This window comes from Kitasatospora sp. NPDC127060, from assembly GCF_042724935.1.
Lineage (GTDB): Bacteria > Actinomycetota > Actinomycetes > Streptomycetales > Streptomycetaceae > Kitasatospora.
Genome location: NZ_JBHXEG010000109.1, coordinates 1,086 through 25,842 on the forward strand (window position 1 = coordinate 1,086; position 24,757 = coordinate 25,842).

General features: G+C 73.5%; 20 protein-coding genes and 5 pseudogenes. 13 read left to right on the forward strand and 12 right to left on the reverse strand.

Going from position 1 to position 24,757, the window contains the following annotated elements; all coding sequences use genetic code 11:
• Positions 1–108: 108 nt before the first annotated feature.
• Both ACFWIS_RS36890 and ACFWIS_RS36895 read right to left on the reverse strand, forming a co-directional pair.
• Positions 109–591 carry a DoxX family protein gene (locus ACFWIS_RS36890; RefSeq protein WP_380462156.1) on the reverse strand — a complete coding sequence of 161 codons (483 nt, stop codon included), beginning with the start codon at positions 589–591 and terminating at the stop codon, positions 109–111.
• A 29-nt stretch (positions 592–620) separates the two neighbouring features.
• On the reverse strand, positions 621–1,283 hold the full coding sequence (locus tag ACFWIS_RS36895) for a hydrolase (protein ID WP_380462155.1): 663 nt from the start codon (positions 1,281–1,283) through the stop codon (positions 621–623).
• A 297-nt stretch (positions 1,284–1,580) separates the two neighbouring features.
• Here ACFWIS_RS36895 and ACFWIS_RS36900 point away from each other — a divergent pair, with 297 nt between their 5' ends.
• The 4 genes and pseudogenes from ACFWIS_RS36900 to ACFWIS_RS36915 form a co-directional block, all read left to right on the forward strand.
• Positions 1,581–2,663 (forward strand): LLM class flavin-dependent oxidoreductase, encoded by a 1,083-nt coding sequence (locus ACFWIS_RS36900; RefSeq protein WP_380462154.1) that lies wholly within the window; start codon positions 1,581–1,583, stop codon positions 2,661–2,663.
• A gap of 17 nt (positions 2,664–2,680) precedes the next feature.
• Positions 2,681–3,304: an FMN reductase gene (locus ACFWIS_RS36905; RefSeq protein WP_380462153.1), complete on the forward strand. Its 624-nt coding sequence runs from the start codon at positions 2,681–2,683 to the stop codon at positions 3,302–3,304.
• Positions 3,305–3,369: 65 nt separating this feature from the next.
• Entirely contained in the window at positions 3,370–5,250 is a 1,881-nt protein-coding gene (locus tag ACFWIS_RS36910) for an amidohydrolase (protein WP_380462159.1), read from the forward strand.
• A gap of 1,311 nt (positions 5,251–6,561) precedes the next feature.
• Positions 6,562–6,906 (forward strand): annotated as a pseudogene (locus ACFWIS_RS36915) (alpha/beta fold hydrolase); the annotation flags it as partial.
• A gap of 168 nt (positions 6,907–7,074) precedes the next feature.
• Here the strand turns inward: ACFWIS_RS36915 and ACFWIS_RS36920 are convergent.
• The 8 genes from ACFWIS_RS36920 to ACFWIS_RS36955 form a co-directional block, all read right to left on the reverse strand.
• Positions 7,075–7,896, reverse strand: a complete 822-nt coding sequence (locus ACFWIS_RS36920; RefSeq protein WP_380462152.1) for an alpha/beta fold hydrolase — start codon at positions 7,894–7,896, stop codon at positions 7,075–7,077.
• A 1,162-nt stretch (positions 7,897–9,058) separates the two neighbouring features.
• Positions 9,059–9,364, reverse strand: a complete 306-nt coding sequence (locus ACFWIS_RS36925; protein ID WP_380462151.1) for a GNAT family N-acetyltransferase — start codon at positions 9,362–9,364, stop codon at positions 9,059–9,061.
• A 61-nt stretch (positions 9,365–9,425) separates the two neighbouring features.
• Positions 9,426–10,019: an alpha/beta fold hydrolase gene (locus ACFWIS_RS36930; RefSeq protein ID WP_380462150.1), complete on the reverse strand. Its 594-nt coding sequence runs from the start codon at positions 10,017–10,019 to the stop codon at positions 9,426–9,428.
• Positions 10,020–10,168: 149 nt separating this feature from the next.
• Positions 10,169–11,788, reverse strand: coding sequence for an ATP-binding cassette domain-containing protein (locus ACFWIS_RS36935; protein ID WP_380462149.1), 1,620 nt, complete (start codon positions 11,786–11,788; stop codon positions 10,169–10,171).
• Positions 11,785–13,551 (reverse strand): ATP-binding cassette domain-containing protein, encoded by a 1,767-nt coding sequence (locus ACFWIS_RS36940; protein WP_380462148.1) that lies wholly within the window; start codon positions 13,549–13,551, stop codon positions 11,785–11,787. Before ACFWIS_RS36940 ends, ACFWIS_RS36935 begins: the two co-directional genes overlap by 4 nt.
• Positions 13,548–14,855 carry a cytochrome d ubiquinol oxidase subunit II gene (locus ACFWIS_RS36945; RefSeq protein WP_380462147.1) on the reverse strand — a complete coding sequence of 436 codons (1,308 nt, stop codon included), beginning with the start codon at positions 14,853–14,855 and terminating at the stop codon, positions 13,548–13,550. The genes ACFWIS_RS36940 and ACFWIS_RS36945 overlap by 4 nt, the downstream gene beginning before the upstream one ends.
• Positions 14,848–16,242: a cytochrome ubiquinol oxidase subunit I gene (locus tag ACFWIS_RS36950; protein WP_380462146.1), complete on the reverse strand. Its 1,395-nt coding sequence runs from the start codon at positions 16,240–16,242 to the stop codon at positions 14,848–14,850. The genes ACFWIS_RS36945 and ACFWIS_RS36950 overlap by 8 nt, the downstream gene beginning before the upstream one ends.
• Positions 16,243–16,291: 49 nt before the next feature.
• On the reverse strand, positions 16,292–16,876 hold the full coding sequence (locus ACFWIS_RS36955; RefSeq protein WP_380462145.1) for a Dps family protein: 585 nt from the start codon (positions 16,874–16,876) through the stop codon (positions 16,292–16,294).
• Between the two features lie 389 nt (positions 16,877–17,265).
• Between ACFWIS_RS36955 and ACFWIS_RS36960 the strand changes: the two are divergent.
• The 5 genes and pseudogenes from ACFWIS_RS36960 to ACFWIS_RS36980 form a co-directional block, all read left to right on the forward strand.
• A pseudogene (locus ACFWIS_RS36960) lies at positions 17,266–18,109 on the forward strand (amidohydrolase family protein); the annotation flags it as partial.
• Between the two features lie 108 nt (positions 18,110–18,217).
• Positions 18,218–18,880, forward strand: a complete 663-nt coding sequence (locus ACFWIS_RS36965; RefSeq protein WP_380462158.1) for a hydrolase — start codon at positions 18,218–18,220, stop codon at positions 18,878–18,880.
• Positions 18,881–18,918: 38 nt separating this feature from the next.
• On the forward strand, positions 18,919–19,443 hold the full coding sequence (locus ACFWIS_RS36970) for a DoxX family protein (RefSeq protein WP_380462157.1): 525 nt from the start codon (positions 18,919–18,921) through the stop codon (positions 19,441–19,443).
• On the forward strand, positions 19,424–20,149 hold the full coding sequence (locus ACFWIS_RS36975; RefSeq protein ID WP_380462144.1) for a YoaK family protein: 726 nt from the start codon (positions 19,424–19,426) through the stop codon (positions 20,147–20,149). The genes ACFWIS_RS36970 and ACFWIS_RS36975 overlap by 20 nt, the downstream gene beginning before the upstream one ends.
• A 78-nt stretch (positions 20,150–20,227) precedes the next feature.
• Positions 20,228–21,151, forward strand: a complete 924-nt coding sequence (locus ACFWIS_RS36980; RefSeq protein WP_380462143.1) for a glyoxalase — start codon at positions 20,228–20,230, stop codon at positions 21,149–21,151.
• 136 nt (positions 21,152–21,287) lie between these two features.
• Here the strand turns inward: ACFWIS_RS36980 and ACFWIS_RS36985 are convergent, their stop codons facing one another.
• Positions 21,288–21,584 carry a helix-turn-helix domain-containing protein gene (locus ACFWIS_RS36985; RefSeq protein WP_380462142.1) on the reverse strand — a complete coding sequence of 99 codons (297 nt, stop codon included), beginning with the start codon at positions 21,582–21,584 and terminating at the stop codon, positions 21,288–21,290.
• A 162-nt stretch (positions 21,585–21,746) separates the two neighbouring features.
• Positions 21,747–22,721 carry a hypothetical protein gene (locus tag ACFWIS_RS36990; protein ID WP_380462141.1) on the reverse strand — a complete coding sequence of 325 codons (975 nt, stop codon included), beginning with the start codon at positions 22,719–22,721 and terminating at the stop codon, positions 21,747–21,749.
• A gap of 116 nt (positions 22,722–22,837) precedes the next feature.
• On the opposite strand from ACFWIS_RS36990, the pseudogene ACFWIS_RS36995 reads away from it, so the two are divergent.
• The 4 genes and pseudogenes from ACFWIS_RS36995 to ACFWIS_RS37010 all read left to right on the forward strand — a co-directional run.
• Positions 22,838–22,918, forward strand: a pseudogene (locus tag ACFWIS_RS36995) (nucleotidyltransferase family protein); the annotation flags it as partial.
• An 87-nt stretch (positions 22,919–23,005) separates the two neighbouring features.
• Positions 23,006–23,809 (forward strand): GntR family transcriptional regulator, encoded by an 804-nt coding sequence (locus ACFWIS_RS37000; protein ID WP_380462140.1) that lies wholly within the window; start codon positions 23,006–23,008, stop codon positions 23,807–23,809.
• A 308-nt stretch (positions 23,810–24,117) separates the two neighbouring features.
• A pseudogene (locus ACFWIS_RS37005) lies at positions 24,118–24,333 on the forward strand (beta-ketoacyl synthase N-terminal-like domain-containing protein); the annotation flags it as partial.
• A 55-nt stretch (positions 24,334–24,388) separates the two neighbouring features.
• Positions 24,389–24,556 (forward strand): annotated as a pseudogene (locus tag ACFWIS_RS37010) (hypothetical protein); the annotation flags it as partial.
• Positions 24,557–24,757 lie beyond the last annotated feature (201 nt).

The following is a 24,757-nucleotide window of genomic DNA, read 5'->3' on the forward strand; positions in this document are numbered from 1 at the left end:
TCACTTGGGGTGGTGCGGCCCCCCCCCCCGCCCGGGGGTTGCCCGGGGGCCCCGGGCCCCCGGGGGGTCCCACCCCCCGGGGCCCGGGACCGCTCGGTCGCAGGCGCCTCAGGCGCGGTGCAGGGCGAGCCGGGTGGCCAGGCCACCGCCCACTCCGGCGACCACGGCCGCGGGCAGCCACCACAGCGGCCAGTGCGCCAGGCCGAGGGCCCCGTCGACCGACCACTGGCCGGGGCCGGTCGCGGTCAGCGCCGCGCCGATGACGATCAGGACGAACGGGAACTCGTACCCGTCGTGCTGCACCCACAGCCCGTGCGGCCACTTGACCGTCAGGGCGACCGTCATCACGCCCATGAGGCCAGCGCCGGCCAGTGGGGTGAGCAGGCCGGCGGCCAGCATCAGTCCGGCCCCGATCTGGGTGCCGCCGGCGGACAGCGCGGTGAGCTTGCCGCCGCGGAAGCCGTCGCCCCGGAATTCGGCGCTGCCGCCCTCCAGGCCGCCGCCACCGAGGTGGAAGCTGATCTTCTGGACGCCGTGGCCCGCGATCAGCAGGCCGGCGACCAGGCGCAGCAGGAGAAGGCCGGTGTTCATGTCGGACTCCGTTGCTTCAGTGCCGCCCGTCAGCCGGCGGCGTGCGGGTCGATCATGGAGTGGGCGTAGACCAGGCCCAGGCCGTAGGCCCCGCCGTGCTCCATGACCAGCTCGGTCACCGGGACGTAGGTCTCGGCGCGGGCCCAGTCGCGCTGGAGCTCCAGCAGGACCTGGATCCAGGTGACGGGCACGGCGCCGGCGGCGGTCATCCGCTGCAGGGCGTGCTCGTGGGCCAGCGGGCTGACGCCGCCGGAGGCGTCGGCGACGACGTAGACCTCGTAGCCCTGGCCCAGCGCGGACAGGGCCGGCAGGACGAGGCAGACCTCGGTCCACAGGCCGGACAGGATGATCTTGGTGCGGCCGGTGGTCTTGACCGCCTCGACCAGGGCCTCGTCCTCCCAGGCGTTCATGCTCGTACGGTCGATGATCTCCTGGTCGGGGAACACCGCCTTGAGCTGCGGGAGGATCGGGCCGGAGAAGGACTCGGCGGCGACGGTGGACAGCACCGTCGGCACGCCGAAGATCTTCGCGGCCTTCGCCAGGCCGACCGTGGCGTTGATGATCGCGGTGCGGTCGCCGCTGCCGGTGCCGAAGAACATCTGCGGCTGGTGGTCGACGAACAGCATCATCGCGTTGTCGGGGGTGAGCAGGTCGGGGCTCGGGGCGGCGTGGACGTTGGCGAAGTCGACCATTGGTCTTCTCTTTCATTGGGAACTCTGTGAATTGACACAGCATCAGGCGATCGTCCCGGATCGCCGGGGTGCCTCGTCCAACGACGCTAGTGCGGGTCGCCCCCGGTGTTCTGCCCGCTGTGCGCCCGGGCCTGTCCTGACAACGCACGACAGGCCGGGGTGGGTCGGTCGAGCGCTTCAGTGCGCTGCGGGGCCACTGGTCATGCGCTGCGGAAGTCCTTCGCGCACCGCCGGCTGCCTAGGTTTCGCCGGGTGGCCCCGTCGGGCCGCGATCAGCCAGCGGAAAGGCGGCAACCCATGCAGTTCGGGATATTCAGCGTCGGCGACGTGACAGTCGACCCGACCACGGGGCGGGCGCCGACCGAGCGCGAGCGCCTCAAGGCGATCCTGGCCATCGCCCTCAAGGCCGAGGAGGTCGGCCTGGACGTCTTCGCCACGGGCGAGCACCACAACCCGCCGTTCGTCCCGTCCTCGCCGACGACCATGCTCGGCTGGATCGCCGCGAGGACCGAGCGGATCATCCTCTCCACCTCGACCACGCTGATCACCACCAACGACCCGGTGAAGATCGCCGAGGACTACGCGATGCTGCAGCACGTCGCCGACGGCCGCGTCGACCTCATGCTCGGGCGCGGGAACACCGGCCCGGTCTACCCGTGGTTCGGCCAGGACATTCGCCAGGGCATCCCGCTCGCGGTCGAGAACTACGCGCTGCTGCACCGGCTTTGGCGAGAGGACGTGGTCGACTGGGAAGGCCGCTTCCGCAGCCCGCTGCAGGCCTTCACCGCCACGCCCAGGCCACTGGACGGCGTGCCGCCGTTCGTCTGGCACGGCTCGATCCGCAGCCCCGAGATCGCCGAACAGGCCGCGTACTACGGCGACGGCTTCTTCCACAACAACATCTTCTGGCCCCAGGAGCACACCCGGCGGATGGTCGCGCTCTACCGAGAGCGCTTCGCCCACCACGGCCACGGCACGCCCGAGCAGGCGGTCGTCGGCCTCGGCGGGCAGGTGTTCATGCGGAAGAACTCCCAGGACGCGGTGCGCGAGTTCCGTCCGTACTTCGACAACGCGCCGGTGTACGGGCACGGGCCCTCGCTGGAGGAGTTCACCGAGCAGACCCCGCTGACCGTGGGCAGCCCGCAGGAGGTCATCGAGCGCACCCTGACCTTCCGTGAGGCCGTCGGCGACTACCAGCGCCAGCTGTTCCTGATGGACCACGCCGGCCTGCCGCTCAAGACGGTGCTGGAGCAGCTCGACCTCCTCGGCGAGGAGGTCGTGCCCGTCCTCCGCGAGGAGTTCGCCAAGGGCCGGCCCGCGACCGTCCCCGATGCCCCCACCCACGCCACGCTCCGGGACAACGTCCCCGCCGCCTCCTGACCAGGACGGAGTCCCCCATGGAACCGAACTCGCCGGTCACGCTGGCCGTGATCTCGGGCGGGCTCAGCCAGCCCTCGTCCACCCGCCTGCTCGCGGACCGCCTCGCCGAGGCCGCTTCCGTCGAGCTGACCCGTTCCGGCCGCGAAGTGCGGCTACTGGTAAACGAGTTGCGACCTCTGGCCACCCCCATCTCGCACCACCTGCTCTCCGGCTTCCCGACGCAGGCCCTGGGTGGCGCGCTGGAGGAGGTGAGCACGGCGGACGCGCTGATCGCCGTGTCCCCGATCTTCTCGGCCTCCTACAGCGGCCTGTTCAAATCGTTCTTCGACCTGCTCGAACCCGGCGCCCTGGCCGGCAAGCCGGTGCTGATCGGCGCGACCGGCGGCACCGCGCGCCACTCCCTGGCCCTGGAGCACGCGATGCGCCCGCTCTTCGCCTACCAGCGTGCGCTCGTCGCGCCGACCGGGGTCTTCGCGGCCTCCGAGGACTGGGGCGGGACGGGCGACACGCACACCGGCAGCCTGCCGGCGCGGATCGAACGGGCCGGGGGAGAGCTCGCGGCGCTGGTCCTCACGGCCCTGGCGAATCCGCGGCCGGCCGGCGGCCCGGCAGTGACTCCCTCCGCGCTCGGATTCCACTGACCCCGCGCACACCCGCAACCCCCGCCACCGAACACCACCCAACGAAGGGACCTCCCTTGTCCACCATGCCCGTCGCCGGAATCCGCCCCGGTGCTCCCGAGCAGCCCGCCGACCTCGTGGTCCGCAACGCCAAGGTGCACACCAACGACCCGCGCCGCCCGCAGGCCACCGCCGTGGCCGTCCGGGACGGACTGATCCAGGCGGTCGGCGACGACGCGGACGTCGCTCCGCTGGTCGGCCCCGGTACCCGGGTGGTCGACGCGCTCGGCCGTCGGGCCGTCCCCGGCCTCAACGACGCGCACCTGCACGTCATCCGCGGCGGCCTCAACTACGTGCTGGAGCTGCGCTGGGACGGCGTCCCGACGCTGCGTGAGGCGCTCGCCATGCTCCGGCTGCAGGCCGAGCGCACCCCGCCCGGCCAGTGGGTGCGGGTGGTCGGCGGATGGTCCGCAGACCAGTTCGCCGAGCGTCGGCTGCCCACCCTGGAGGAGCTCAACGCGGCGGCACCCGACACCCCCGTCTTCGTGCTGCACCTCTACCAGTCGGCGCTGCTCAACCGGGCCGCGCTGCGCGCCGCAGGCTTCACCCGGTCCACCCCCGACCCGACCGGCGGCCAGATCGTGCGCGGCCACGACGGCGAACCGACCGGCCTGCTGATCGCCGCCCCGGGCGCCCTACTGCTCTACTCCACCCTGGCCAAGGCCCCGACGCTGGACGAGACCGACCGGATCGGCTCCACCCGGCACTTCCTGCGCGAGCTGAACCGCTTCGGCCTCACCTCCGCGATCGACGCCGCCGGCGGCTTCCAGAGCTTCCCCGAGAACTACGGCACCGTCATGGAACTCGCCCGCCGCGGCGAACTGAGCCTGCGCATCGCCTACCACCTCTTCCCGCAGACCGCCGGGCAGGAACTGGACGACCTCACCCGCTGGGTCGACACCGTGCGCCCAGGGGAAGGCGACGCGTGGCTGCGCCTCAACGGCGCGGGGGAGAACCTCACCTGGGCCGCCGCCGACTTCGAGAACTTCACCGAACCCAGGCCGCAACTCGGCTCCTACGAGACGGAGTTCGAGAAGGCCGTCCGGCTTCTGACGGAGCACGGCTGGGGCTTCCGGCTGCACGCCACCTACGACGAGACCATCCGCCGCGACCTCGCGGTGTTCGAGAAGCTCGCCGCCGAGGGCCTCTTCCCACAGGGCGGCCGCTGGCTCTTCGACCACGCGGAGACCGTCAGCCCGGACAGCCTCGACCGGATCGCGGCCCTGGGCGGCGCCATCTCGGTGCAGAACCGCCTCTCCTTCCAGGGCGAGGCGTTCGTGTCCCGTTACGGGGCCCCCGCCGCCGCCGAGGCGCCGCCACTGCGCGCCATGCTGGACCGCGGCCTCACCGTCGCCGCGGGCACCGACGCCACCCGGGTCTCCTCCTACAACCCCTGGGTCTCCCTGCACTGGCTGGTCTCCGGCCGGGCCGTCTCCGGGCGGCGCCTCGCGGCCGAGCACAACCGGCTCAGCCGCGAACAGGCCCTGGAGCTCTACACCCTCGGCGGGGCCCGCCTCACCGGTGAGGAAGAAGTCAAGGGCCGTCTGATGGTGGGGAGTTACGCCGACTTCGCGCTGCTCGGCGCCGACTACTTCACCGTGCCCGAGGCTGACATCCCGCACATCGAGTCCGTCCTCACCGTCGTCGGCGGGCGGATCGTCCACGCTGTCGCGGAACACCAGGGCCTGGCCCCCGATCTGCCCGCGGTGACGCCCTCCTGGAGCCCGGTCACGCGCTTCGGCGGTTACCACGCCACCCCCGCCCCCAGCCTGGCCGCCGGGGTCCGCCAGGCCGAAGGCGTGCTGGAGGCCGTGGCCGCCTCCGGCGAGCAGCACGCCTGGCGCGCGGCGCGCGGTCTCGCGCTGCCCGGACAGGCGCAGGTGCCGCTGGACCCCTGCTTCTTCTGATCGGGAGCCGGAACAGCCCGGGGGCGCCGCCGCAGCGCGGCGGTACCCCCGGCCGCATGTCCCCGCGGACCCGGACAGCGGGGCCAACCGGCTGTTGCTCCACCTGGGCGTGCGGATCCGCGAGCTGGTGGCCGGGTCGTAGCCGCTGCTCACGCCCTGATGCGTACGTCCTGATGCGTACGCTCTGAGCTGGGGCGATCCCTTCGGATCACGCTTTGCCACAGAGCGAGGAAGCCGGCCCGCACAATCCCTACGGCGGTCGGTGGTGCCTTCGGGGGCGTCGGCGTCAGACTTCTTCCAGTGGCGCACCAGGGCCGCGGGCCGCCTGGCACGGTACCCCCGGGGCGGCCCGATCGAGAGGAAGAAAGAGCCGTGCACGAGTTGGTCACCGATGACGGGGGCCGGGGCGCGAACGGCGTTCCGAGACAGCGGCCCGGTCGGAGATCGCGGTGCCGCCGCAGTTCGACCACTGCGCGCAGGCCCGGCGCGGCGTCCTGCCGCGGATCCTGGCTCCCTCACCGGTGTTCGGCTGCGACGGAAGCCATGTCGCGCCCCGGCCCCGGCGGTTCCTCGCCGAGCTGATCCCTGCCGAGGCCGCGGGCCCGCAGGTCCCCTTCCTCCTCCAGGAGAACTTCGCCGCGGTCAGCGCTGCCGCGGTCAGCGCTGCCGTGTTCAGCGCTGCCGTGTCCGCTGCTGAGTCCGCTGGACTCGCAGCCGCATGCCCCCGCGCCCCCGCGCTTCCCGGATCGGAATTCCCGTGGTCCAGTCGGACACCACAGTCATGTCCGAAACCGCCCCGGCCGCCGCCCGCTCTGACTCACGGACCGGCGGCGGCCCGGAGCGCATCGACCTTCTCCCGCCGCCCCCGGGGGGGCCGGGCCCGACGAGCACCTGCACGTGGGTGTGTATCGGCGGGGAGACGCGATCGTCCGGCGCCAGGGCGTCGACATCCCGTTGGAGCCGGGTGACCTGCTCGTCAGCAGCGCTCCTCAGCCCCCGAACCTCCTGCGCGCCGGATCCGGTGTCTTCCTCTGGTTCCGCGTGCCGCGTTTCTACCTCGCCCTCGCCGCCCGCGAGCACGCCCACGTCCACGGGCTGCTCGCCCGGGGCAGCACCGGGATCGGCTCGCTGGCCTCCCGGTTCCTGCTGGAGCTGGCCAGCGCGGACGGCGACCCCGACCGGCCGCGAGACGCGCTCATGACCTCGCGTCACCAGCTGGCCCGCCACGCGGCCGACCTGCTGTCCCTGCTCGTCACCACACGCCGTGACCGCGGACCGGTCGGACGCGGCCCCACCTGGAAAGGCCCCTTGATGCCCACCGCCCCGAGCGTCGTCCTCGTCCACGGCGGATTCGCCGACACCAGCAGCTGGATAGGCGTCGTCGCCGAACTCCAGCGCCATCGGATCCCGGTCCTAGCCGCCGCGACGCCGCTGCGGGGCCCGGCCCAGGACGCGGCCTACCTCGCCGCTCTGCTGGACCGGATCGACGGACCGGTGGTCCTGGTCGGCCACGCCTCCGGAGGGGCCGTGATCACCGTGGCCGGGGTGGTGCCCAAGGTCGTCGGCCTGGTCTGCGTATCCTCCTACCTCCCCGACACGGGGGGAGAGACACCCGGACCTCCAGAGCCGCTTCGCACCCGCCCCGATCCTCGCGTGCCTCCAACGCTCGACCCGCGACCCGCGACCCGCGACCCCGACGCCGGACGCCCTGGGCCGACGACGCTCACGAAGTCGTCCGGTCGGCCCAGGTCCTGCCGGCCGGTCTTCTCCCGTGCGGCCCGGACCACGCGGGTGCGCGGCCACGGCCCGCACCCGGCCACGGGCTCAGGCGCCGAGGAACTCGATCAGGTCCTTGGTGAACGCGGCCTCGTACGCGCCGACCAGGCCGTGCGGGGCGCCGGGGTAGACCTTGAGGATGCCCTGGGAGAGAAGCTCGGCGCTCTTCTCCGCGGACGCGGCGATCGGGACGATCTGGTCGTCGCCGCCGTGGGCGACCAGGACCGGGATGTCGATCTTCTTGAGGTCCTCGGTGAAGTCGGTCTCGGAGAACGCCGCGACGCAGTCGAGGGCGGCCTTCAGGCCGGCCTGCATGCCCTGGAGCCAGAACTCGCGGCGCTTGCCGTCGGAGACCTCGGCACCGGGCCGGTTGTAGCCGAAGAAGGTCTCGCTGAGGTCGTAGTAGAACTGCGACCGGTCGGCCGCGACGCCGGCCCGGATGCCGTCGAAGGCCTCGATCGGGGTGCCCTCGGGGTTGGTCTCGGTCCGGAGCATCAGCGGCGGCACGGCGCCGAGCAGGACGGCCTTGCGCACCCGGTCGCTGCCGTGGCGGCCGAGGTAGCGGGCGACCTCGCCGCCGCCGGTCGAGTGGCCGACCAGGACGGCGTCGGTGAGGTCGAGCTGCTCCAGCAACTCGGCCAGGTCGTCCGCGTACTGGTCCATGTGGTTGCCGTCCCAGGTCTGCTCGGACCGGCCGTGCCCGCGCCGGTCGTGGGCGATGACCCGGTAGCCGGCGTCGGCGACGGCGACGGCGAGGCTGTCCCACGCGTCGGCGTTCAGCGGCCAGCCGTGCGAGAGGACGACCGGACGGCCGGTGCCCCAGTCCTTGTAGAACTTCTGCGAACCGTCGGTCAGGGTGATGAACGGCATGATGTGCCTTTCCAGTTGCTGGGATCGACCGGCCCGTCGGGCAGGTCGGTGGTGGGTGGAGCGCGGGTGGCGCTCCGGGCATGGGCAGGGACTCGGGCGCTGTCTGCGCGGGGAGCCCCGGTCACTGCCGGGGGCCGTCGAGGATCTCGGGGCCGTGCCGGACGAGCACGCGGTCGCCGGTCGCCGGTCATCGGTCATCGACCGGGCGGAGGAGCGTCAGCGCATCGGGATTCGCCAGGAGTCCTGCCGAAGCCGGATTGCGCGGCCGGATCTTCCCCCGACCGCCGAGACCGAAGCTATCCGCATTTCCAGTGGTCGACTTGACTCGCGACGAAGGGTCGTTGCCTCAGGGTGTACACCGACTGCTCGGCGCGGTGGATGCCGCGGCATCGTGGCACCGGGCCCGGGCGCCCGCGGACCAGCGGCAGGGCACGGGCGAACAACGGACCGCCGCCGTGGACCGTGGCGTCCCCTCCGGGTCGGCGGTACTTCGCCCGCAGGGAACCACCGGCGGCTTCCGTCCACGGAAGAAAGGGCGAACCCCCATGCCAAAGTTCCCGACAAGGTACGCGCACCGGCCTCGCGGTCTCGGTCGTCGCGGCAGCCCTCGCCGTCACCTTCGCCCTCAGGCCGCCAGATCGCCCGTATCGGCCAGGACGGCACGGTGCGCGTTCTCGCGACCATGCCCGAGCCCCGGCCGGTTCCACCACCCCGGCCCTGTCGTCACCGTTCCTCGGCGGAGTCGTCCGCTCCCACGACGGAACCCCGTGCTTCCTCTACGCCACCGGCAGCAGCGACCTGACCGGCCTCTGGCGCCTGCGGCCCGGCGGCACGCCGCAGCGCATCGCCGCCCTTCTCGCCGACGGCCTGCCCAACGGGCTGACGCTCGACCGGACGAACACCACCTCTACGTGGCTGACTCGGTCCTCGGCGCGGTCTGGCGCGTGCCGAGCAGCGGAGGCACGCCCACCCGCCGGGCCACCGCGCCGGAACTGGCCGCCGTCAAGTTCCTCGGAGCCAGCGGCATCAAGTCCGGGCCGCGGTCGTCACGAGGGTCACGACCGCGGCGCGCGCACGGCCTGTCAGCGCACCCCCCCGCGTGGTCCCACAGTGGGTGGAGAATGCCGGCCGCGGTGTCCGCGGCCGGCGGTCGGAGCGGCGGTCAGAAGCCGAAGCGGGTGCGCTGTGCCTCGGGCACCAGGTCGACGTACTCCGGGTGCTTGCCGATCCAGGCGCGGATGAACGGGCAGTAGGGGAGGACCGCGAGCCCCTGCTCCCGGACGGTGTCCAGGGCGGCGCGGGCCAGGGTGCCGGCGAGGCCGCGCCCGGCGAACTCCGGGTCGATCTCGGTGTGGATGAAAGCGATCTCGTTCTCGAACCGGTGGTACTCGGCGAAGCCGGCGAGTGCACCGTCGTCGGTGATCTCGAATCGCGACCGGTCGGGGTTGTTCGCGACGGTGGTCGTCATCGTTCCTCCTGATCTGAGGCCGCGGGCGGTGGCCCGGACCGGGATTTAATTTAGCATTCAACTAGATGGTGATCAAGTGCCTGCTCGGCGGCGAGCGGGTCAGCGACCAGGTGGTCCAGTGCAGCTGGAACATCGGCGTCTCGGCTTCCGCCGGGGCGTCCCTGGACCACGCCCCGGCCCGGCTCGCCGACTTCCGCGCGGACCTGGCCCGGATCGGCGTCCCTGTCCTGGTCGTCCACGGCGACGCCGACCGCACGCTGCCGCTGCGCTCGACCGCGGTCCCGCTCTCCCGGAGCATCGCGGGCGCCCGCCTGGTGGTGCTGAAGGGCGCCCCGCACGGCCTCATGCCCATGGAGAAGCCGACCAGGACCACGTTCCGCAGGTCGAGGCGGCAGAGTACGGCGTGCAGGTCGGCAGCGAAGGTGTCGTGGTCCTGGTCGTAGCCGGACGCCGGTTTGTCGGAGGCGCCGAAGCCGCGGCGGTCATAGGTGATCACCCGGTGGCCGGCGGCGAGCAGCGCGGCCTCCTGCTTCTCCCAGGAGGCCCCGTTGAGCGGCCAGCCGTGGACGAGCACCACGGGCCGGCCGGAGCCGTGGTCCTCGTAGTACAGGTCGATGCTGCCGGCGTTCTCTTCGCCGACCGTGATGAAGGGCATGCTGACCGTCCTCGTGGTGCAGGCCGAACAGCGCTGGCTGAAAGGCCGGTTGATCTTGACGTCGGTCAATCCGGTGTACCGGCCGGTCCTCACCTGCGCGGTCCTCAACTGCCTGGTCCTCAACTGCCCGGTCCTCAAGCGCCCGGTCCTCAACTGCCCAGCGCGAGCACGGTGTCCACCGGGAACGGCAGCAGGTCGTGATGCTGGTCCGGCAGGGCTATGACGAGCGCACAGCGCGGCAGCGCCGCGCGGATCCCGCTCAGCAGCCGCACCGCCGTGGGCCGGTCGAGCCCGGCGACGGGCTCGTCGAGGAGGAGCACCGCGGGGTCGCGCAGCACGGCACGGGCGATGCCGAGTCGGCGCCGCTGCCCTTGCGACAGCGCGCTGCCCAACGGCCCGGTGGGTGTGTCGAGTTCGAGGTCCGCCAAGGTCGCGACGGTGAGCGCCGTACGAAGTGTGGCGTCATCGGCGGTGGGGGCGGCCTGGCGGAGGTTGTCGGCGACGGTGCTGTCCGCCAGCCAGTCCTCGGCTTCGACGAGGGTGAGGGTGGTGGCGACCGCCGCCGCGGGGAGCGCGTGCAAGGGGGAGCCGCCGAGGAGTACGACACCGGGGGAGGGGCTGTCGATCCGTCCGGCGAGCATGTTGAGCAGGGTGCTCTTGCCACTCCCGTTGGGCCCGCTGACCAGGGTGACGCTGCCCGGTGGGAGGGTGGTCGACCACCGGGCCGCTCCCCGGCCCAGCGGGAGCTCGCGTACGGTCAGCGGCGCGTCCCGGTGTGAGGCGACGGCCGCTCCGGAGGGCAGTGCGCGGGCGCCCGCGAGCAGGTCGGTCAGCCGCAGCGCGGAGTGCGCGGCCGAGCCGTGGTCGCGCAGGATCTGCGGCAGGGCCTCGACGAGTTCGTAGCCGGCGGCGACCAGCAGCGTCTCGCCGATGGCCGCGGCGACCGGCTGGACCGTCGAGCGGCCGGCGAGCGCGAGCAGCAGGACGGCGACCTGGCCGACCGCGGCGAGCAGCCGGAGCAGCAGTCGGCCGCCGCGCAGGGTGGCGAGTGACGCGGCGTCGGCTCGATGGGCGAGCTCCACCCGCTGGGCGACCTGGTCGCGGGCCAGGTCCACGACGTCCAGGCAGTGCAGTTCGGCGATCGCCGCTCGTGCACTGAGCAGGGCGGATCGGGCGGCGGCCCGTTCGCTGACGGCCTCGGCGCGGTGCGCGAGGGCCCGGCGGTTGGTGCGCACGGCCACGGTGAGGGCCAGCCCGAGCAGCAGCGCCTCCGTGGCCCCGGCCGTCGGATCGGCCACGCCGATCAGCGCCACCACGGCCAGGGCCGTCACGCCGAGACCGGTCAGCGGAGCGAGGGAGCGGGCCGGCAGGGCGCCCACGGCGGCCACGTCGTCGGTGAGCCGGGCCAGCAGCGCCCCGTCCCGCCGGTCCCGCAGCTGGCGGGGCGGGAGCGCGGCGGTGGCGCGCACCATCCGGGTCCGGAGCGCGACGGTCGCGCCGAGCAGGGCGCGGTGGCTGGTGAGCCGTTCGGTGTAGCGCAGCCCGGTCCGGCCGAGGGCCAGCGCCCGGACGGTGCCCGAGGGGTACATCCAGGACCAGGTGGTGTTCGCCTGGAGCGTGACCAGGGCGCAGGAGGTGAGGAACCAACCGGACAGACCGAGCAGCCCGGCGGCGGCCACTTCGGCGCAGGCGGCCAGCAGCGCCCCGAGCAGGAGGTCGCGGCGGCCGCGGCGGTCGGCCGAGCTCCACAGCAGGGTGACAGGGTTCACGCGGTCGCTCCGTGGACGCGGCCCCGGTCGACGTGGATGACCTCGTCGGCGATCCGCAGCAGTTCCGGGCTGTGGGTGGCGAGCAGGACGGTCCGGTCACGCGCCAGCGTGCGCACGGCGGCCGTGACGCGCCGTTCGGCCTCCGGATCGAGGTGGGCCGTCGGTTCGTCCAGACAGAGCACGGGCGCGGCCCGCAACAGGGCTCGGACGAAGACCAACTGCTGGATCTGGCCCGAGGAGAGCCCGCTGCCGCGCTCGCCGACGACCGTGTCCAGACCGTGGGGCAGTGCCGCCAGCAGCCCGGCGAAGTCGAGCGCGGTGAAGGCCGCCGCGAGGGCGGCGTCGTCCGCGTCCGGGCGGGCCAGCAGCAGGTTGTCCCGCACCGTGCCCGGCAGCAGGTAGCAGGGCTGGCCGATCCAGGACACGGCGCGGGGGTCGGCGGATCGCGTCGTCCCGTCGGCCTGATGGGCACTCGACCCGGAGTCGGCCGCCAGCAGCCCGGCCGCGACGGCGAGCAGCGTCGACTTCCCTGCGCCGCTGGCACCGGTGACGGCCACCAGCCGGCCCGGGCGCGCGGTCAGGGTGACGCCGTCGAGCGCGGGCCGGTCGCGGTCGGCGAAGGTGACGCCGACGCCGCGCAGCCGCACGCTGGTCGGCGCGTCGGCGGGTCCGGGCGCCCGGCTGCCCGGACCGGTCCGCTCGGCTTCGGACGCCTCCAGCAGGCCGTTGACGAGGTCGGCGGCGGCGGACGCCTCGGCCCGCGCGTGGTAGCCGCGGGCCAGCTCCCGTACCGGCGCGAAGTAGGCCGGAGTGAGGGTCAGCACGAAGAGCGCCGTGCCCAGTCCCATGGTCGAGGGCACGCCGGGCACGTGCAGGTAGTCGAGCAGCACCAGGCCGCAGTAGGTGGCGACCACGGCGAGGGTTCCGGTGACCAGCAGTTCCACCCAGGCGGTGGAGAGGAACGCCACGCGCAGTACCGCCTGGGTGCGGTCGGCCAGTTCGCGGTCGTCCGCCGCCACGGTGCGGGCGGCCTGCTCGTCGGCGCCCAGGCCGACCAGTGTCGGCAGCCCGCGCAACTGGTCCAGCAGCCGGGCGCTGAGCGTCCGGGCGGCCGTCAGCTGGGACTGGACGGCGGCGCGCGTGCCCATGCCGATGACCTTGAGATTGGCCGGCAGCAGTGGGGTCGCCAGCACCAGCAGCAGGGCGACCAGCCAGCTGCCGGAGGCGATCGCCGCCAGCACGATGCCGCCGGCGATCAGCATGGTCCGGCGCGCCGGGACGTAGCCGGTCAGCCAGTCGGTGAGGCGGTCCACCTCCTCGTCGAGCGCCTGGACGAAGGCGGCGTCGGCGGTCCGCGGCTCCGTGGCGGGGGTCGGCCGCCGCCAGGCGGGCAGGGCGGCGGTCAACAGCCGGGTGCGCAGCTCGTGCCGGACGGCGGCGGCCGCGTCGTCCGCGGCCCGGTCGCCCGCCGCGAGCAGCAGGGCCCGCAGGGCGATTCCGGCGCCGACCAGGCAGGCGGCGGGCAGCACCGACACCGGGGTGACCGCCTCCTGCTGGCCCCGCAGGGCCAGTCGGGCCGCCCAGCCGAGCCCGGCCGCCCACCCGACGGTGCCGAGGACGGCGAGTCCGCGCAGGGTGCCGGCGCGGCGGAAGGCCGGCGCCTGGGCGTACGCCCAGGCACGCAGCCGGTCCAACGCCCGCTGCTGCTCGCGCCGCACCTCGTCGTCGGCCAGCCGCGCCAGCAACGCGGCGGTGTCGCTCATCGCCGCACCGCCGGATCGAGGTCGAACTCGCCCGCTGCGGAGGCCCGCCGGTCACCGACCAGCCAGGCGGTCAGTGAGACGAGGCCGAACAGGACGAGGGCGACCGGGGCGATCCATTCGCCCTTGCCCCCGAACACGTCCTGCGCCACCGCGGCCGTGCCGACACCGAGCACGGTGAACCCGCCCCGCCGGGCGACCGTGCGCAGGATCCCCTCCGGCGCGCCATCGGTGCTCGGCGCTTCGGTGCGGGGCGCCTTGCGGCGGGTCGCCGAAGCCGTCTCCGGGGCCCGCCGGGGTTCGTCGGGAAGGGCGAGCGCGGCCGGTGACGGCGCCCGGTACTTCCCGCGGAACACCCACCAGGCGTAGATGTTGTAGGCCAGCACGACCGGCATGCAGCCCCCGACGCCGATCAGCAGGAACACCTGGGAACCGGTGGGGCTGGCGGCGTCGTGCACGGTCAGCGCGGGCGGCACCACGACCGGTGCGGTCGCGGCCACCAGGGCCAGTAGTCCGGCGACCTGGGCGCCGAGCACCGCGATGAACGGACGGGCGTCGGGCGCCCGCCCGAAGCCGTACCAGGCGACGGCGCCGCAGCCGGCGGCCGAGGCCACCGCGAGGCCGAACAGGGCGGCGCGCAGCGGCTGTTCGAAGTGGAACCGCTGGGGGTCGGCCACCTTCAGGCCGAAGCCCAGGACCAGGGCGGCGGCGACCGTCGCCGCGAGCAGCGGGCGCCCGAGCCGGGCGGCCCGGCGGCGGACGGCGCCCTCCGTCTTGGCGTGCAGCCAGGCGGCGCCGGCCAGCAGGTACAGCGCGGTCAGTCCGAGTGCGCACAGCACGCTGTAGGGGTTGAGCCAGCGCAGCGCACCGCCGTCGTAGACGCCGTGGTGCTGGGGCAGGCCGGTGAGGACGGTGCCGACCACGAGCCCCTGGCAGACCGTCACCACCAGCGAGGAGAGGCCGAACAGCCGACCCCAGCCGCGCCGCTGGTCCGGTGCGGCGCTCTGCAGCTCCAGCCCCAGCCCGCGCAGCACGAAGCCCAGCAGCATCACGATCAGCGGGAGGTAGAGCCCGGGCAGCACGGTGGCGTAGACCCCGGGCAGTGCGGCCCACAGGGTGACCGCGGCGAGGATGATCCAGCTCTCGTTGGCGTCCCAGGCCGTCGCGACCAGCTCGGTGTACTCCTTGCGCCGCCGGTCGTCGCGGTCGAAGAGGCCGAGGATCCCGATCCCGAGGTCGTAGCCGTCCAGGACGACGTACGCGCCGAGTGCGAAGAGGACCAGTGCGTAGGAAGCGTACTCAGCCATGGGCGGCCTCCGGTCGTGCCGGGCGGCCCGGCGCGGGCCGGGACGGGGGGACGGGGGACGGCGCGGACACGTCGACGGCCTCCGGCCCGGCCTTCACGGCCCGCGCGATGTAGCGGACCCAGACCGCGACCAGCACGGCGTAGACCGCGACGAAGCCGGCCAGGCTGAGTGCCGCCTCGGTGGTGGACAGTTGGGAGACGGCGTCGGAGGTGCGGATCTTGCCGTAGACCACCCAGGGCTGCCGTCCCGTTTCCGCGGTGATCCATCCGCCGGTGATCGCGATCAGGCCGGCGGGTGTCATCCACACCATCAGCCGGTGGAACCGCCGGGCGGTGAACAGCCGTCCGCGCAGGCGCAGCACCAGACCGGCGAAGGCCATCGCGAACATCGTGAGCGCGGTGAAGTACATCGCGCGGAACCCGTAGAAGGTGCTCCACATGTTCGGGCGCTGGTCCGGCGGGGTCTGGAGCAGGCCTGGCACGTGGGCCTGGCCGGTCAGGTCCTTGCCGATCACCGCGCCCAGGTGCGGGATCCCGATCTGCAGGCTGTTCCGGCCCTGGTCGGTGTCGGGGACGACGAGCAGGTTGTAGCCGTCGTTGTCGGTCTTCCAGTTGCCCTCGAAGGCCTCCAGCTTGGCGGGTTGGTGCTGCCCCATGAACACCGCGGTCTCGTCGCCCGCGTACAGCTGGACGGGCATCAGCACGGCCAGCACCCCGAGCGCGAGGGAGAGCGTGCGGCGGGCGAAGGCGAGCGAGCGCCGCCGCACCAGGTACCAGGCGGCGATGCCGCCGACGAACCAGGCGGCACTGATCAGCACCGCGAGCAGCATGTGCGGGAACCGGTAGGTGAACGCCGGGTTGAGCAGCACCTGTTGCCAGTCACGGGCCTGGAACTGGCCGGCCACCTCGGTGTAGCCGGCCGGGTCCTGCATCCAGCTGTTCGCGGAGAGGATCCAGGTGGTGGACAGCAGCGTGCCGAGGGCGACCATCCAGGAGGCGAGGGCCATGGTGCGCGGGCGCACCCGTCCCTCGCCGTAGAGCATGATCCCGATGAAGCCTGCCTCCAGGAAGAAGGCCGTGATCACCTCCATCCCGATGGTGACGCCGAGGATCGGGCCCACCGCGTGGGCGTAGCTGCCCCAGTTCAGGCCGAACTCGAAGGTCATCACCGTGCCGGCCACCACGCCGAGACCGAAACCGACCGCGAAGATCTTCCGCCAGAAGCGGAACATCTGCAGGTAGAGCGGGTTCCGGGTGCGCAGGTAGGCCGTGTACGCGACGGCGAGCAGGATCGACAGCCCCACGGTCAGGGCGGGAAAGGTCATGTGGAAGACGGCGGTGATGGCGAACTGCCAGCGGGACAGTTCCACCGTCGCGGACGACGCCACGGCGACTCCGTTCAGCACGGCGGGGCGGGACGCGGGTGGACTCGGCGGATCACAGCCGCACCAGCGGGGTGTCCACCAGGTGCTCCGCGAGGAACCACACCTGCGCCTCGCCGGTGCGGACGACCTGCGACACCAGCAGGTCGTTCGTACCGTCGTCGCCGAGCGCCGCCACCCTGGCCGCGGCATCGCGGGCGTCGACGAGGATGCCCTCGTGCGCCGACAGCAGCCGCGACAGCATCGCCGGCACCTCCTCGACGCCGTCCGGCGGGCGCGGGATCGAGGTGAGCTCCGCGACGTGCCGCGGGTCGCCGACGGCGACCCCGCCCAGGCCCTGTATCCGCTCGGCGAGCGCGTCCACCAGCGCCAGCTGCTCGTCCGCGTGCTTGTCCAGCAGCAGGTGCAGTTGGTAGAAGGTCGCCCCGCGCACCAGCCAGTGGTGCTTCTTGTAGAGGGAGTACAGGATCCGGGTGTCCGCGAGGACCTGGTTGAGCCGCTGGCAGGCGTAGAGGCGCGCGTCGCGGGTCAGGCCGAGCGGCAGTTGGCTGACGGTGCCGAACTCCTGGATCTCCTTGCCCTTCTGGTGCAGCAGCGGCTGGCTGCTGCCGGTGGTGCGGGGGTGGTCGGACAGGCTCATCGGAGCTCCCGTGGGGGTTGTCGGTGGATGGGTGATCCCCACGCTAGGGGCGCCTCCGGAGCGGGCTTGTTCCGAAGTGCACCGGTTGTTGCCACCGAGCGCCCTGAGTGCCTGAGTGCCCTGAGCGTCCTGAGTGCCTGAGTGCCTGAGTGCCCCTGAGCGTCTTGAGTGCTCCGGCCCGCGCCGGTGGCGACGACCGCGCCGTCCCGGCAGTGCGCTGACGGACCGGGGGCAGTGCGCTGTGGGCCAACTCCGGTGCGGGCAAAGGTCCTAACGTCCTGCCATGTGCCCGAAGCCGATCGCCGGTCAGCCGGCGGGTCCCGCTCGGACGCTCCCAGTCGCCGGCCGCCCTGTGCGGCGATCCGAACGTGTCACAGGAGGCTGGAGAGGTGTCTGCAATGCCCGTCGGCGGGCTGGTCCCCCGCGCTGTCGAGGACGCCGCCGACGTCGTCGTCCGCAACGCGAAGATCCACACCGGGGACGTCCGCCGCCCCCAGGCCGGCGCCCTCGCCATCCGCGACGGCCTGATCACGGCCGTCGGGGACGACACGGACATCGCCCCGCTCATCGGACCGTCCACCACCGTGGTCGACGCCGTCGGCCGACGGGTGGTGCCCGGCCCCAACGACGCCCACCTGCACGTGATCCGGGGCGGTCTCAACTACGTCCTGGAGCTGCGCTGGGACGGCGTGACCTCGCTGCGCCAGGCCCTGACGATGCTGCGGGAGCAGGTCGCCCGCGCCCCCAAGGGGCAGTGGGTGCGGGTCGTCGGCGGCTGGTCGGCGGAGCAGTTCGCCGAGCGGCGGCTCCCGACGCCCGCCGAACTGAACGAGGCCGCGCCGGACACCCCGGTGTTCGTCCTGCACCTCTACCAGTCCGCGATCCTCAACCGCGCGGCGCTGAAGGCCGCCGGGTACACCCGGGACACCCCCGACCCGAAGGGCGGCCGGATCGTCCGGGGCCGCCGGCGGCGAGCCCAACGGCATGCTGCTGGCGGCGCCCAGCGCGCTGGCCCTGTACTCCACGCTCGCCAAGGCCCCGGTCCTGGCGCCCGAGGACCGCAGGACGTCCACCCGGCACTTCCTGCGCGAGCTGAACCGCTTCGGCCTGACCTCCGCGATCGACGCCGCCGGCGGGTTCCAGAACTTCCCCGAGAACGACGCCACGGTGACCGAACTCGCCCGGGACGGCCTGCTGTCCCTGCGCATCGCCTGTCACCTCTTCCCGCAGACCCCTGACAGCGCCCCTCCTTCGCGCACCCACTCCCCCTCTCACCCCCCGGATTTCCTCCGCGGACCACCGCGTGACGGACCCACCGAAAGAACCGAAAGGACCGTCGTCATGGTCGACTTCACCCAGGTCAGTGCCACCCCGAGCCCGGACCTGCTCACCCCGGACAACTCCGTGGTGCTCTTCGTGGACCACCAGCCGCAGATGTTCTTCGGCACCGGCAGCGGCGACCGCACCGCGATCATCAACGCCACCGTCGGCCTGGCCAAGGCCGCCCGGGCCTTCGACGTCCCCACCGTGCTGACCACCGTCGCCGCCGAGTCCTTCTCCGGCCCGCTGCTGCCGCAGCTCGCGGCGGTCTTCCCCAAGGCCGAGATCCTCGACCGCACCTCCATGAACGCCTGGGAGGACGAGGCGGTCGTCCAGGCGGTCAAGGCCACCGGCCGCGGCAAGGTCGTCATAGCCGGCCTGTGGACCGAGGTCTGCCTGGTCCTGCCGGTGCTGTCCATGATCGACCAGGGCTACGAGGTGTACGTCGTCACCGACGCCTCCGGCGGCGTTTCCCCGCAGGCCCACGAGCACGCCATCCAGCGGATGGTGCAGGCCGGCGCGGTGCCGGTCACCTGGGTGCAGGTGCTGCTGGAGCTCCAGCGCGACTGGGCCCGCACGGAGACCTACGGCGCCGTCATGGAGATCGTCAAGGAGCACGCCGGCGCGTACGGCCTCGGAGTCGTCTACGCGCAGTCCGTCATGGGCGAGCACGCCGCGGGCTGACGGGACTCGGGGAACACAGGGACCAGGAACAGGACATGATGGATACCGGACTGCTGATCCTCCGGGTGGTGGTGGGCCTGCTCATCGCCGGCCACGGGATACAGAAGGTGAGCCGCCGCCTGGGCGGCAACGGCCTGACGGGCGGGACGGAGGAGTTCCGGCACGACGGGTTCGCGGGCGGCCGGCTCACCGCCCTCGCCGCGGGCGCCGGCCAGATCGGTTCGGGCCTGTTCCTGGCCCTGGGCGCGCTCACACCGCTGGCGGCCATGGTCGCCATGGGCGTGATGACGGTGGCGCTGACGGTCAAACTGCCGCACGGGCTCTGGGTGCAGAACGACGGCTACGAGTACCCGCTCGTCCTGATCGTCGTCACGGGATCGCTCGCCCTCACCGGCCCGGGCCGATGGTCCGCCGACCATGCCGTCGGCCTCACCTCCTGGCCGCTCTGGCTCTCGATCGCGTGCATCGCGCTCGGCCCGGCCAGCGGACTGCTCACCCGCGCGGTCCTGCACCGCCCGTCGGCACCCGGGGAGGCGACGGCCGGTGCGCGCCCTACTGACTGACGCCCTCCGGACCCTCGCCCCAGCGCGCACCGACCGGCACGGCCCGCTACCGCCACTGCTGCTCCTGCTGACCGTGGCCACCGGCGTGATCGACGCCGTGAGCTACCTCGGCCTCGGCCACGTGTTCGTGGCGAACATGACCGGCAACGTGGTCTTCCTCGGATTCGCCCTCGCGGGCGCCCCGGGACTGTCCGCCGCGGCCTCGCTCGTCTCGCTGGGCGCCTTCCTGACCGGAGCACTCGCCGGCGGACGGCTCGGCAGCCGGACACCGGCCCACCGAGGACGCCTGCTGGCCCTGGCCACCGGCATCCAGACGGTCCTCACAGCCGCGGCCGCCGTCACCGACGCCGTCACCGACGGCAGCGGCCGCTACGCCCTGATCGTCCTCCTGGGCCTGGGGATGGGCCTGCAGAACGCGGTGGCCCGCCGGCTCGGCGTGCCGGACCTGACCACCACCGTCCTCACCCTCACCCTGACCGGCCTCGCCGCCGACTCCACGGCGGCCGGCGGCACCGCACCCCGCCCGGGACGCCGGATCCTCTCCGCACTCGCGATGCTGCTCGGCGGCCTCGCGGGCGCGGTACTGATCCTGCACGGACAGCACGTCACCGCCCTGGCCCTGGCCGCAGTGCTGCTCCTGGCCACCGCGCTGACCGCCCACCGGGTCTCGGCACCGGACACCCACTGGGCCCCGCCGGTGGCCTGACCCCACCTCATTCGACGACCCTCACGCGCCCGGCCCCTCCGCGGGGGTCGGGCGCGGCGACGACCGGGAGGTCACCCGATGAAACGACACTTCGTCCGACGCGTGGTCCCGCTGGTGGCGGCGATCGCCGCACTGACCGCGATCCCCGCCGCCTCGGCGACCCAGAGCAGCCCGGCGCAACGGCCGGGCACACACCGGCAGTTCGCCGTCGGCCCGCAGTACGACAGCACCCACGTCTACGTCGCGCCGGGCACCGAGCAGGCCTTCGCGGCCAGTTGGGTCTCCACCTTCGGGGGAACCACGATCGGGCCGAACGCCACCCAGGTGACCCCGACGTCCAGCCGAACGCTCTCCGAGCTGGTGCTGTCACCGGTCGGCACGCTGTCGGTGTTCGACTACACCACCCCCGTCCCGTACCCCTTCGGCACCGAACGCACCGGTTGGCTGGTGACCGACCTCGACCAGGCGGTCCGGGCCGCCCGGGCCGACGGCGCGGCCGTGACGGTCGCCCCGTTCGCCGACCCGATCGGCCGGGACGCCGTCATCCAGTTCCCCGGTGGCATCAGCGCCCAGCTCTACGTGCACACCACCCCGCCCTCCTACCCCGCCCTGGCGAGCGTGCCGGACAACCGGCTCTACCTGTCGCCGGACGCGGTCGGCGCGTTCCTACGGAGCTACCTCTCCTTCACCGGGGGCCGCGTCGTCTCAGACGACCGGCAGGCCGACGGCGCCGCGATCGGCCTGCCCGGAACGACGTACCGGCTCCTGCGTCTCAGCTCCGGCTTCGGCACCACGACGGTCACCGTCACGGACGGCCACCTGCCCTACCCCTTCGGCCGGGAGCTGACCGGGTACGGCGTGTCCGACCTCGGCGCCACCCTGGACCGGGCGAAGGCCGCCGGCGCGTCGGTGCCGTGGGGGCCGGTCTGGGTGGGGGGCCGGGACAGCGCGATGGTGCAGTTCCCGGGCGGCTACCTCGCGGAGATCCACACCGGCGGTTGAAGCGGTTGAAGCGGTTGAAGCGGGTGACGGGTGACGGGTGGGTGGTGGCCGGTGGTCGCGCCGTCACGGTCGCGCCGTCGTGGTCGTGCCGTCGTGGGGGCCGCCGGCTGTGCGTTCGGCGGCGCCCACGACCGGGTCACACCGCGACGCCGAAGCCGGACGGGGCGGTGACCGGCAGTCGCGCGGTGTCCGGCGCCGAGCCCGTCCCGGCACCTGCCCGCCACTCGCGCGGGGAGACGCTGTACGCGGCCCGGAAGGCCCGGCTGACGTGACTGGCGCTCACGAAACCCCAGCGGCCCGCGACCGCCGCCACGGTCGCCCGGCCCGCTGCCCGGCGGGCGAGGTCGCGGCGACACATGTCGAGGCGCTGGCGCTGGATCCAGCGGGCCGCCGTCATCCCCTCGTAGCGGAAGAGCTTGTGCAGGTACCGCACGGACACGTGGTGGGCGGCCGCGATCCCCCTCGTGGGCCAGCCACTCGGCGCTGCCGGAGTCCGGGCTGCGCCGCCTGGAGGACCGGCTCGATGCGGCGGACTGACCCCGGCCGCAGGACGGCGGACCGGCTGGTGGCCGGTCCGCCGCACCGGGCGGCCGGCTCAGCCCGCGGCGACCGCGGCGGCGGGGCCGCCGTCGTGCTCGGCGAGCTCCGCGGTCAGGACGGCCCGCAGCTCCTCGTAGGTCGGCGCCAGCGCGCGCAGGCCGGCGATCACGGCGGCGTCGTCCTGGACGACCAGCGGGTACTGGATCCCGCCGAGGATCCGGGCCTGCCGGCCCAGCACCTCGGCCGCGTTCCGGAAGCCGATCCCGGCCAGGGCGGTCGAGGCGTCGGACAGCCGGCGGGCACCGGCCCGGACGGAGAACTTCTCCATCACCTGCCGGATGTCCGGGTCCAGGCCCTCGGTCACCTGCTCGGCCAGCCGCTCCAGGCCGGCCGCGGTGCCGAGCGACCCAAGCGGCATCTCGGCCGCGCCGGCGCCCCGGCCGGCCAGCAGCTCCACGGCGCGCGGCAGCGAGGCCCGGACCGCCTCGGCCGCGGTGGTCTCCCGGACCAGGGTGAAGCCGCTGCGCAGCACGTACGGCTGCTCCACGTAGTCGATCTTCTCCGCCTGCCAGGCGGCCAGGAAGGCCGGCACCGGCAGCGTCGCCCAGGGGTGGCCGTGCGGGTCGTGGAAGACCACGGTGTCCCCGTCGACCGCCACCACCAGGACGTAGTGGTCGGCGCCGATCGGCTCGCCGGAGCCGGGCTGCTGGAGCAGCAGGCCCATGTCCAGCGGTCCGGCCAGCGCCGGCCCCTGGGTGACGGCCGCGCGCAGCCTGCGCTCCGCGTCCTCGGGGTCGTCACCGGCGGTGCGGCGGCACTCCCGGCCCAGCAGTCCGATCGCCGCGTCCAGGCCCTGCTCCGGGTCCCAGCCGAAGGGGTCGAAGAACGGCAGCACCCCGTCGATCAGCTGGAAGCCGAACGGTGACCCGGTCAGTACCTCCAGCACCTGCGGACCGGGCGCGTCCGGACCCAGCGCCATGGCGAGCGAGTTGGAGAAGCAGTACGGGCCGGAGCCGATGTAGGCGAACAATACGACCTCACCTGGAACTTGACAGCACGTTCCCGCTCACCTTAGACGGACCGGCACCCGCGCCCGACCTCCACCACTCGACACGAACCGCACCACCCCGGCGGAAGGACTTGATCATGCACGCTTTCACCGTGGCCGGCGGCAAGGGCGTCCGGCTGCGGCCCTACACCACCGCGCTGCCCAAGCCGTCCTTGCCCGCGGCCGCACCCGCCCGCCCGCACCCGCCCCGCCCCGCGCGGGGCGGGTGCGGGCACGGTCATGGAGGGGGCGTTTAGGATCGATTCGTGCCCCCACGTCGAAGCAGCGGACCGCTGTACCTCCAGATCGCCCGCCGGATCCAGGGCCGCATCGACGCCGGTCAATACGCCCCGGACACCCGGCTGCCGAGCGAGAACGAGTTCGCGGCCGAGTTCGGCGCCAACCGTCTGACGATCCGTCAGGCCGTCGCCGAGCTGGCCCGGGCCGGGGCCATCGAGATCCGTCGCGGCGTGGGCACCTTCGTCCGCCGTCCGGTGCTGCGGCACACCGTCGACGTCACGGTGGACCCGGCCAGCGCCAGGATCGACCTGGGCAACCGGAGCGGCGGCCTGCCGCCGACCGCACTGCGCGGCGCGGAGGAGCGGGTGCTGGGGCTCACCGCCGCCCCGACCGGCCCGGCCGATCAGCTCGCCGCCGTCCGACTCGGCTGCACCGTCGAGGAGTTGACCAGGATCGACGCACTGGCCCGGATCGACCGGCGGCCCTGGGTGGTCAGCAGCTACTGGGTCGCCACCGAACTGCTGGGCGAGGCCGCGGCGGAGCTGTCCGACTCCGGGGCGTCCCGGGACGTGACCGAGGCCGTCACCCGGGCGACCGGCCTCCGGCTGGAGGTCGACTGGCGGGGCTTCTCCGCGGTCGCGGCGGACATCGCGGACGCCGAGCGGCTCGAAGTACCGGCCGGCACCCCGCTGCTGGTCCGCGAGGGCGTCAACTGCGCCCCGGACGGTCGCCCCGTGCTCTACCTCCGGCGCCGGGCCATCGGCGACGGCACCACCTTCGTCCTCCACTACCGCGACGGCCGGGCCGCGCCCGCGGGCCGCGAGGACTGAGCGGGCCCGTCCACGGTTCGGCCGGTCTCCGGTAAGCGGGGTACGCACCACCCGTGCTGGTCACGGGTGCGTCTATGCCCGCCAGTCGCGATACTCAGTGAGGCATTGACGTGACTAATGACACTGATACTCATGCGATCATGCAGGCAGCTCAGAGGTGCGCGCCGACTGCCGGGAACGGGGCGGGCGGATCTGGGACCGGCCGGTCGACGGTACGTCAGGTCGCTTGATCAGCAGGCCTGTTGAGCCAACCCTCGATCGGCCACTGTCCGATCGTCCGGGGGCACGGGGGTGCGTCGATGAAGGACATGGCCAGGTACGACGGGGGTGGTCCGCCGTCCGGTGCGGTCGCCGTGGTCGGGATCGGCTGCCGCTTCCCGCGGGCGGACGGGCCGGAGGAGTTCTGGCGGCTGCCGCGCGCCGGCGGGGACGCCGTCACCGACCACCGGGGCGGCCGGGGCCCGGCCCGGGGTGGCTTCCTGGAGCGGGTGGACGGCCTCGACCCGGAGTTCTTCGGCATCTCGCGCCGCGAGGCCGCCGCCATGGACCCGCAGCAGCGGTTGCTGCTGGATGTCGCCCGGCGCCTCCAGCGGGCTGTCCGTACCCAGTGGCCTCGCCCAGCAGCGCGTCATCGAGGCCGCCGTCGCCGACGCCGGGCTCACCACGCGGCAGGTCGACGCGGTGGAGGCGCACGGCACCGGCACCGCGCTCGGCGACCCGATCGAGGCGAACGCCCCGCTGGCTACCTGCTCACCGGCCGGTGGACGCACGCCGGCGGCATCACCCACGCCGACCGGGTGCTGGCCGGCTTCCAGACCCCTGACGGCACGCCGCGGATCGCCGTCCTCGACGCCGTCGGCGACCTCCGCCTCGGCGGCACCCCACCCTCCCCCACCTCTGACAGGGCCTCGCCCCCACGGAACCGCCCCCGCCCGGGGAGTCCCGGGC

What these genes read in the sequence shown, in the direction of transcription:
- ACFWIS_RS36890 (WP_380462156.1), bottom strand. Translation starts at nt 591, where the DNA reads ATGAACACCGGCCTTCTCCTGCTGCGCCTGGTCGCCGGCCTGCTGATC.
- ACFWIS_RS36895 (WP_380462155.1), bottom strand. Translation starts at nt 1,283, where the DNA reads ATGGTCGACTTCGCCAACGTCCACGCCGCCCCGAGCCCCGACCTGCTC.
- ACFWIS_RS36900 (WP_380462154.1), top strand. Translation starts at nt 1,581, where the DNA reads ATGCAGTTCGGGATATTCAGCGTCGGCGACGTGACAGTCGACCCGACC.
- ACFWIS_RS36905 (WP_380462153.1), top strand. Translation starts at nt 2,681, where the DNA reads ATGGAACCGAACTCGCCGGTCACGCTGGCCGTGATCTCGGGCGGGCTC.
- ACFWIS_RS36910 (WP_380462159.1), top strand. Translation starts at nt 3,370, where the DNA reads ATGCCCGTCGCCGGAATCCGCCCCGGTGCTCCCGAGCAGCCCGCCGAC.
- ACFWIS_RS36920 (WP_380462152.1), bottom strand. Translation starts at nt 7,896, where the DNA reads ATGCCGTTCATCACCCTGACCGACGGTTCGCAGAAGTTCTACAAGGAC.
- ACFWIS_RS36925 (WP_380462151.1), bottom strand. Translation starts at nt 9,364, where the DNA reads ATGACGACCACCGTCGCGAACAACCCCGACCGGTCGCGATTCGAGATC.
- ACFWIS_RS36930 (WP_380462150.1), bottom strand. Translation starts at nt 10,019, where the DNA reads ATGCCCTTCATCACGGTCGGCGAAGAGAACGCCGGCAGCATCGACCTG.
- ACFWIS_RS36940 (WP_380462148.1), bottom strand. Translation starts at nt 13,551, where the DNA reads ATGAGCGACACCGCCGCGTTGCTGGCGCGGCTGGCCGACGACGAGGTG.
- ACFWIS_RS36945 (WP_380462147.1), bottom strand. Translation starts at nt 14,855, where the DNA reads ATGGCTGAGTACGCTTCCTACGCACTGGTCCTCTTCGCACTCGGCGCG.
- ACFWIS_RS36955 (WP_380462145.1), bottom strand. Translation starts at nt 16,876, where the DNA reads ATGAGCCTGTCCGACCACCCCCGCACCACCGGCAGCAGCCAGCCGCTG.
- ACFWIS_RS36965 (WP_380462158.1), top strand. Translation starts at nt 18,218, where the DNA reads ATGGTCGACTTCACCCAGGTCAGTGCCACCCCGAGCCCGGACCTGCTC.
- ACFWIS_RS36970 (WP_380462157.1), top strand. Translation starts at nt 18,919, where the DNA reads ATGGATACCGGACTGCTGATCCTCCGGGTGGTGGTGGGCCTGCTCATC.
- ACFWIS_RS36980 (WP_380462143.1), top strand. Translation starts at nt 20,228, where the DNA reads ATGAAACGACACTTCGTCCGACGCGTGGTCCCGCTGGTGGCGGCGATC.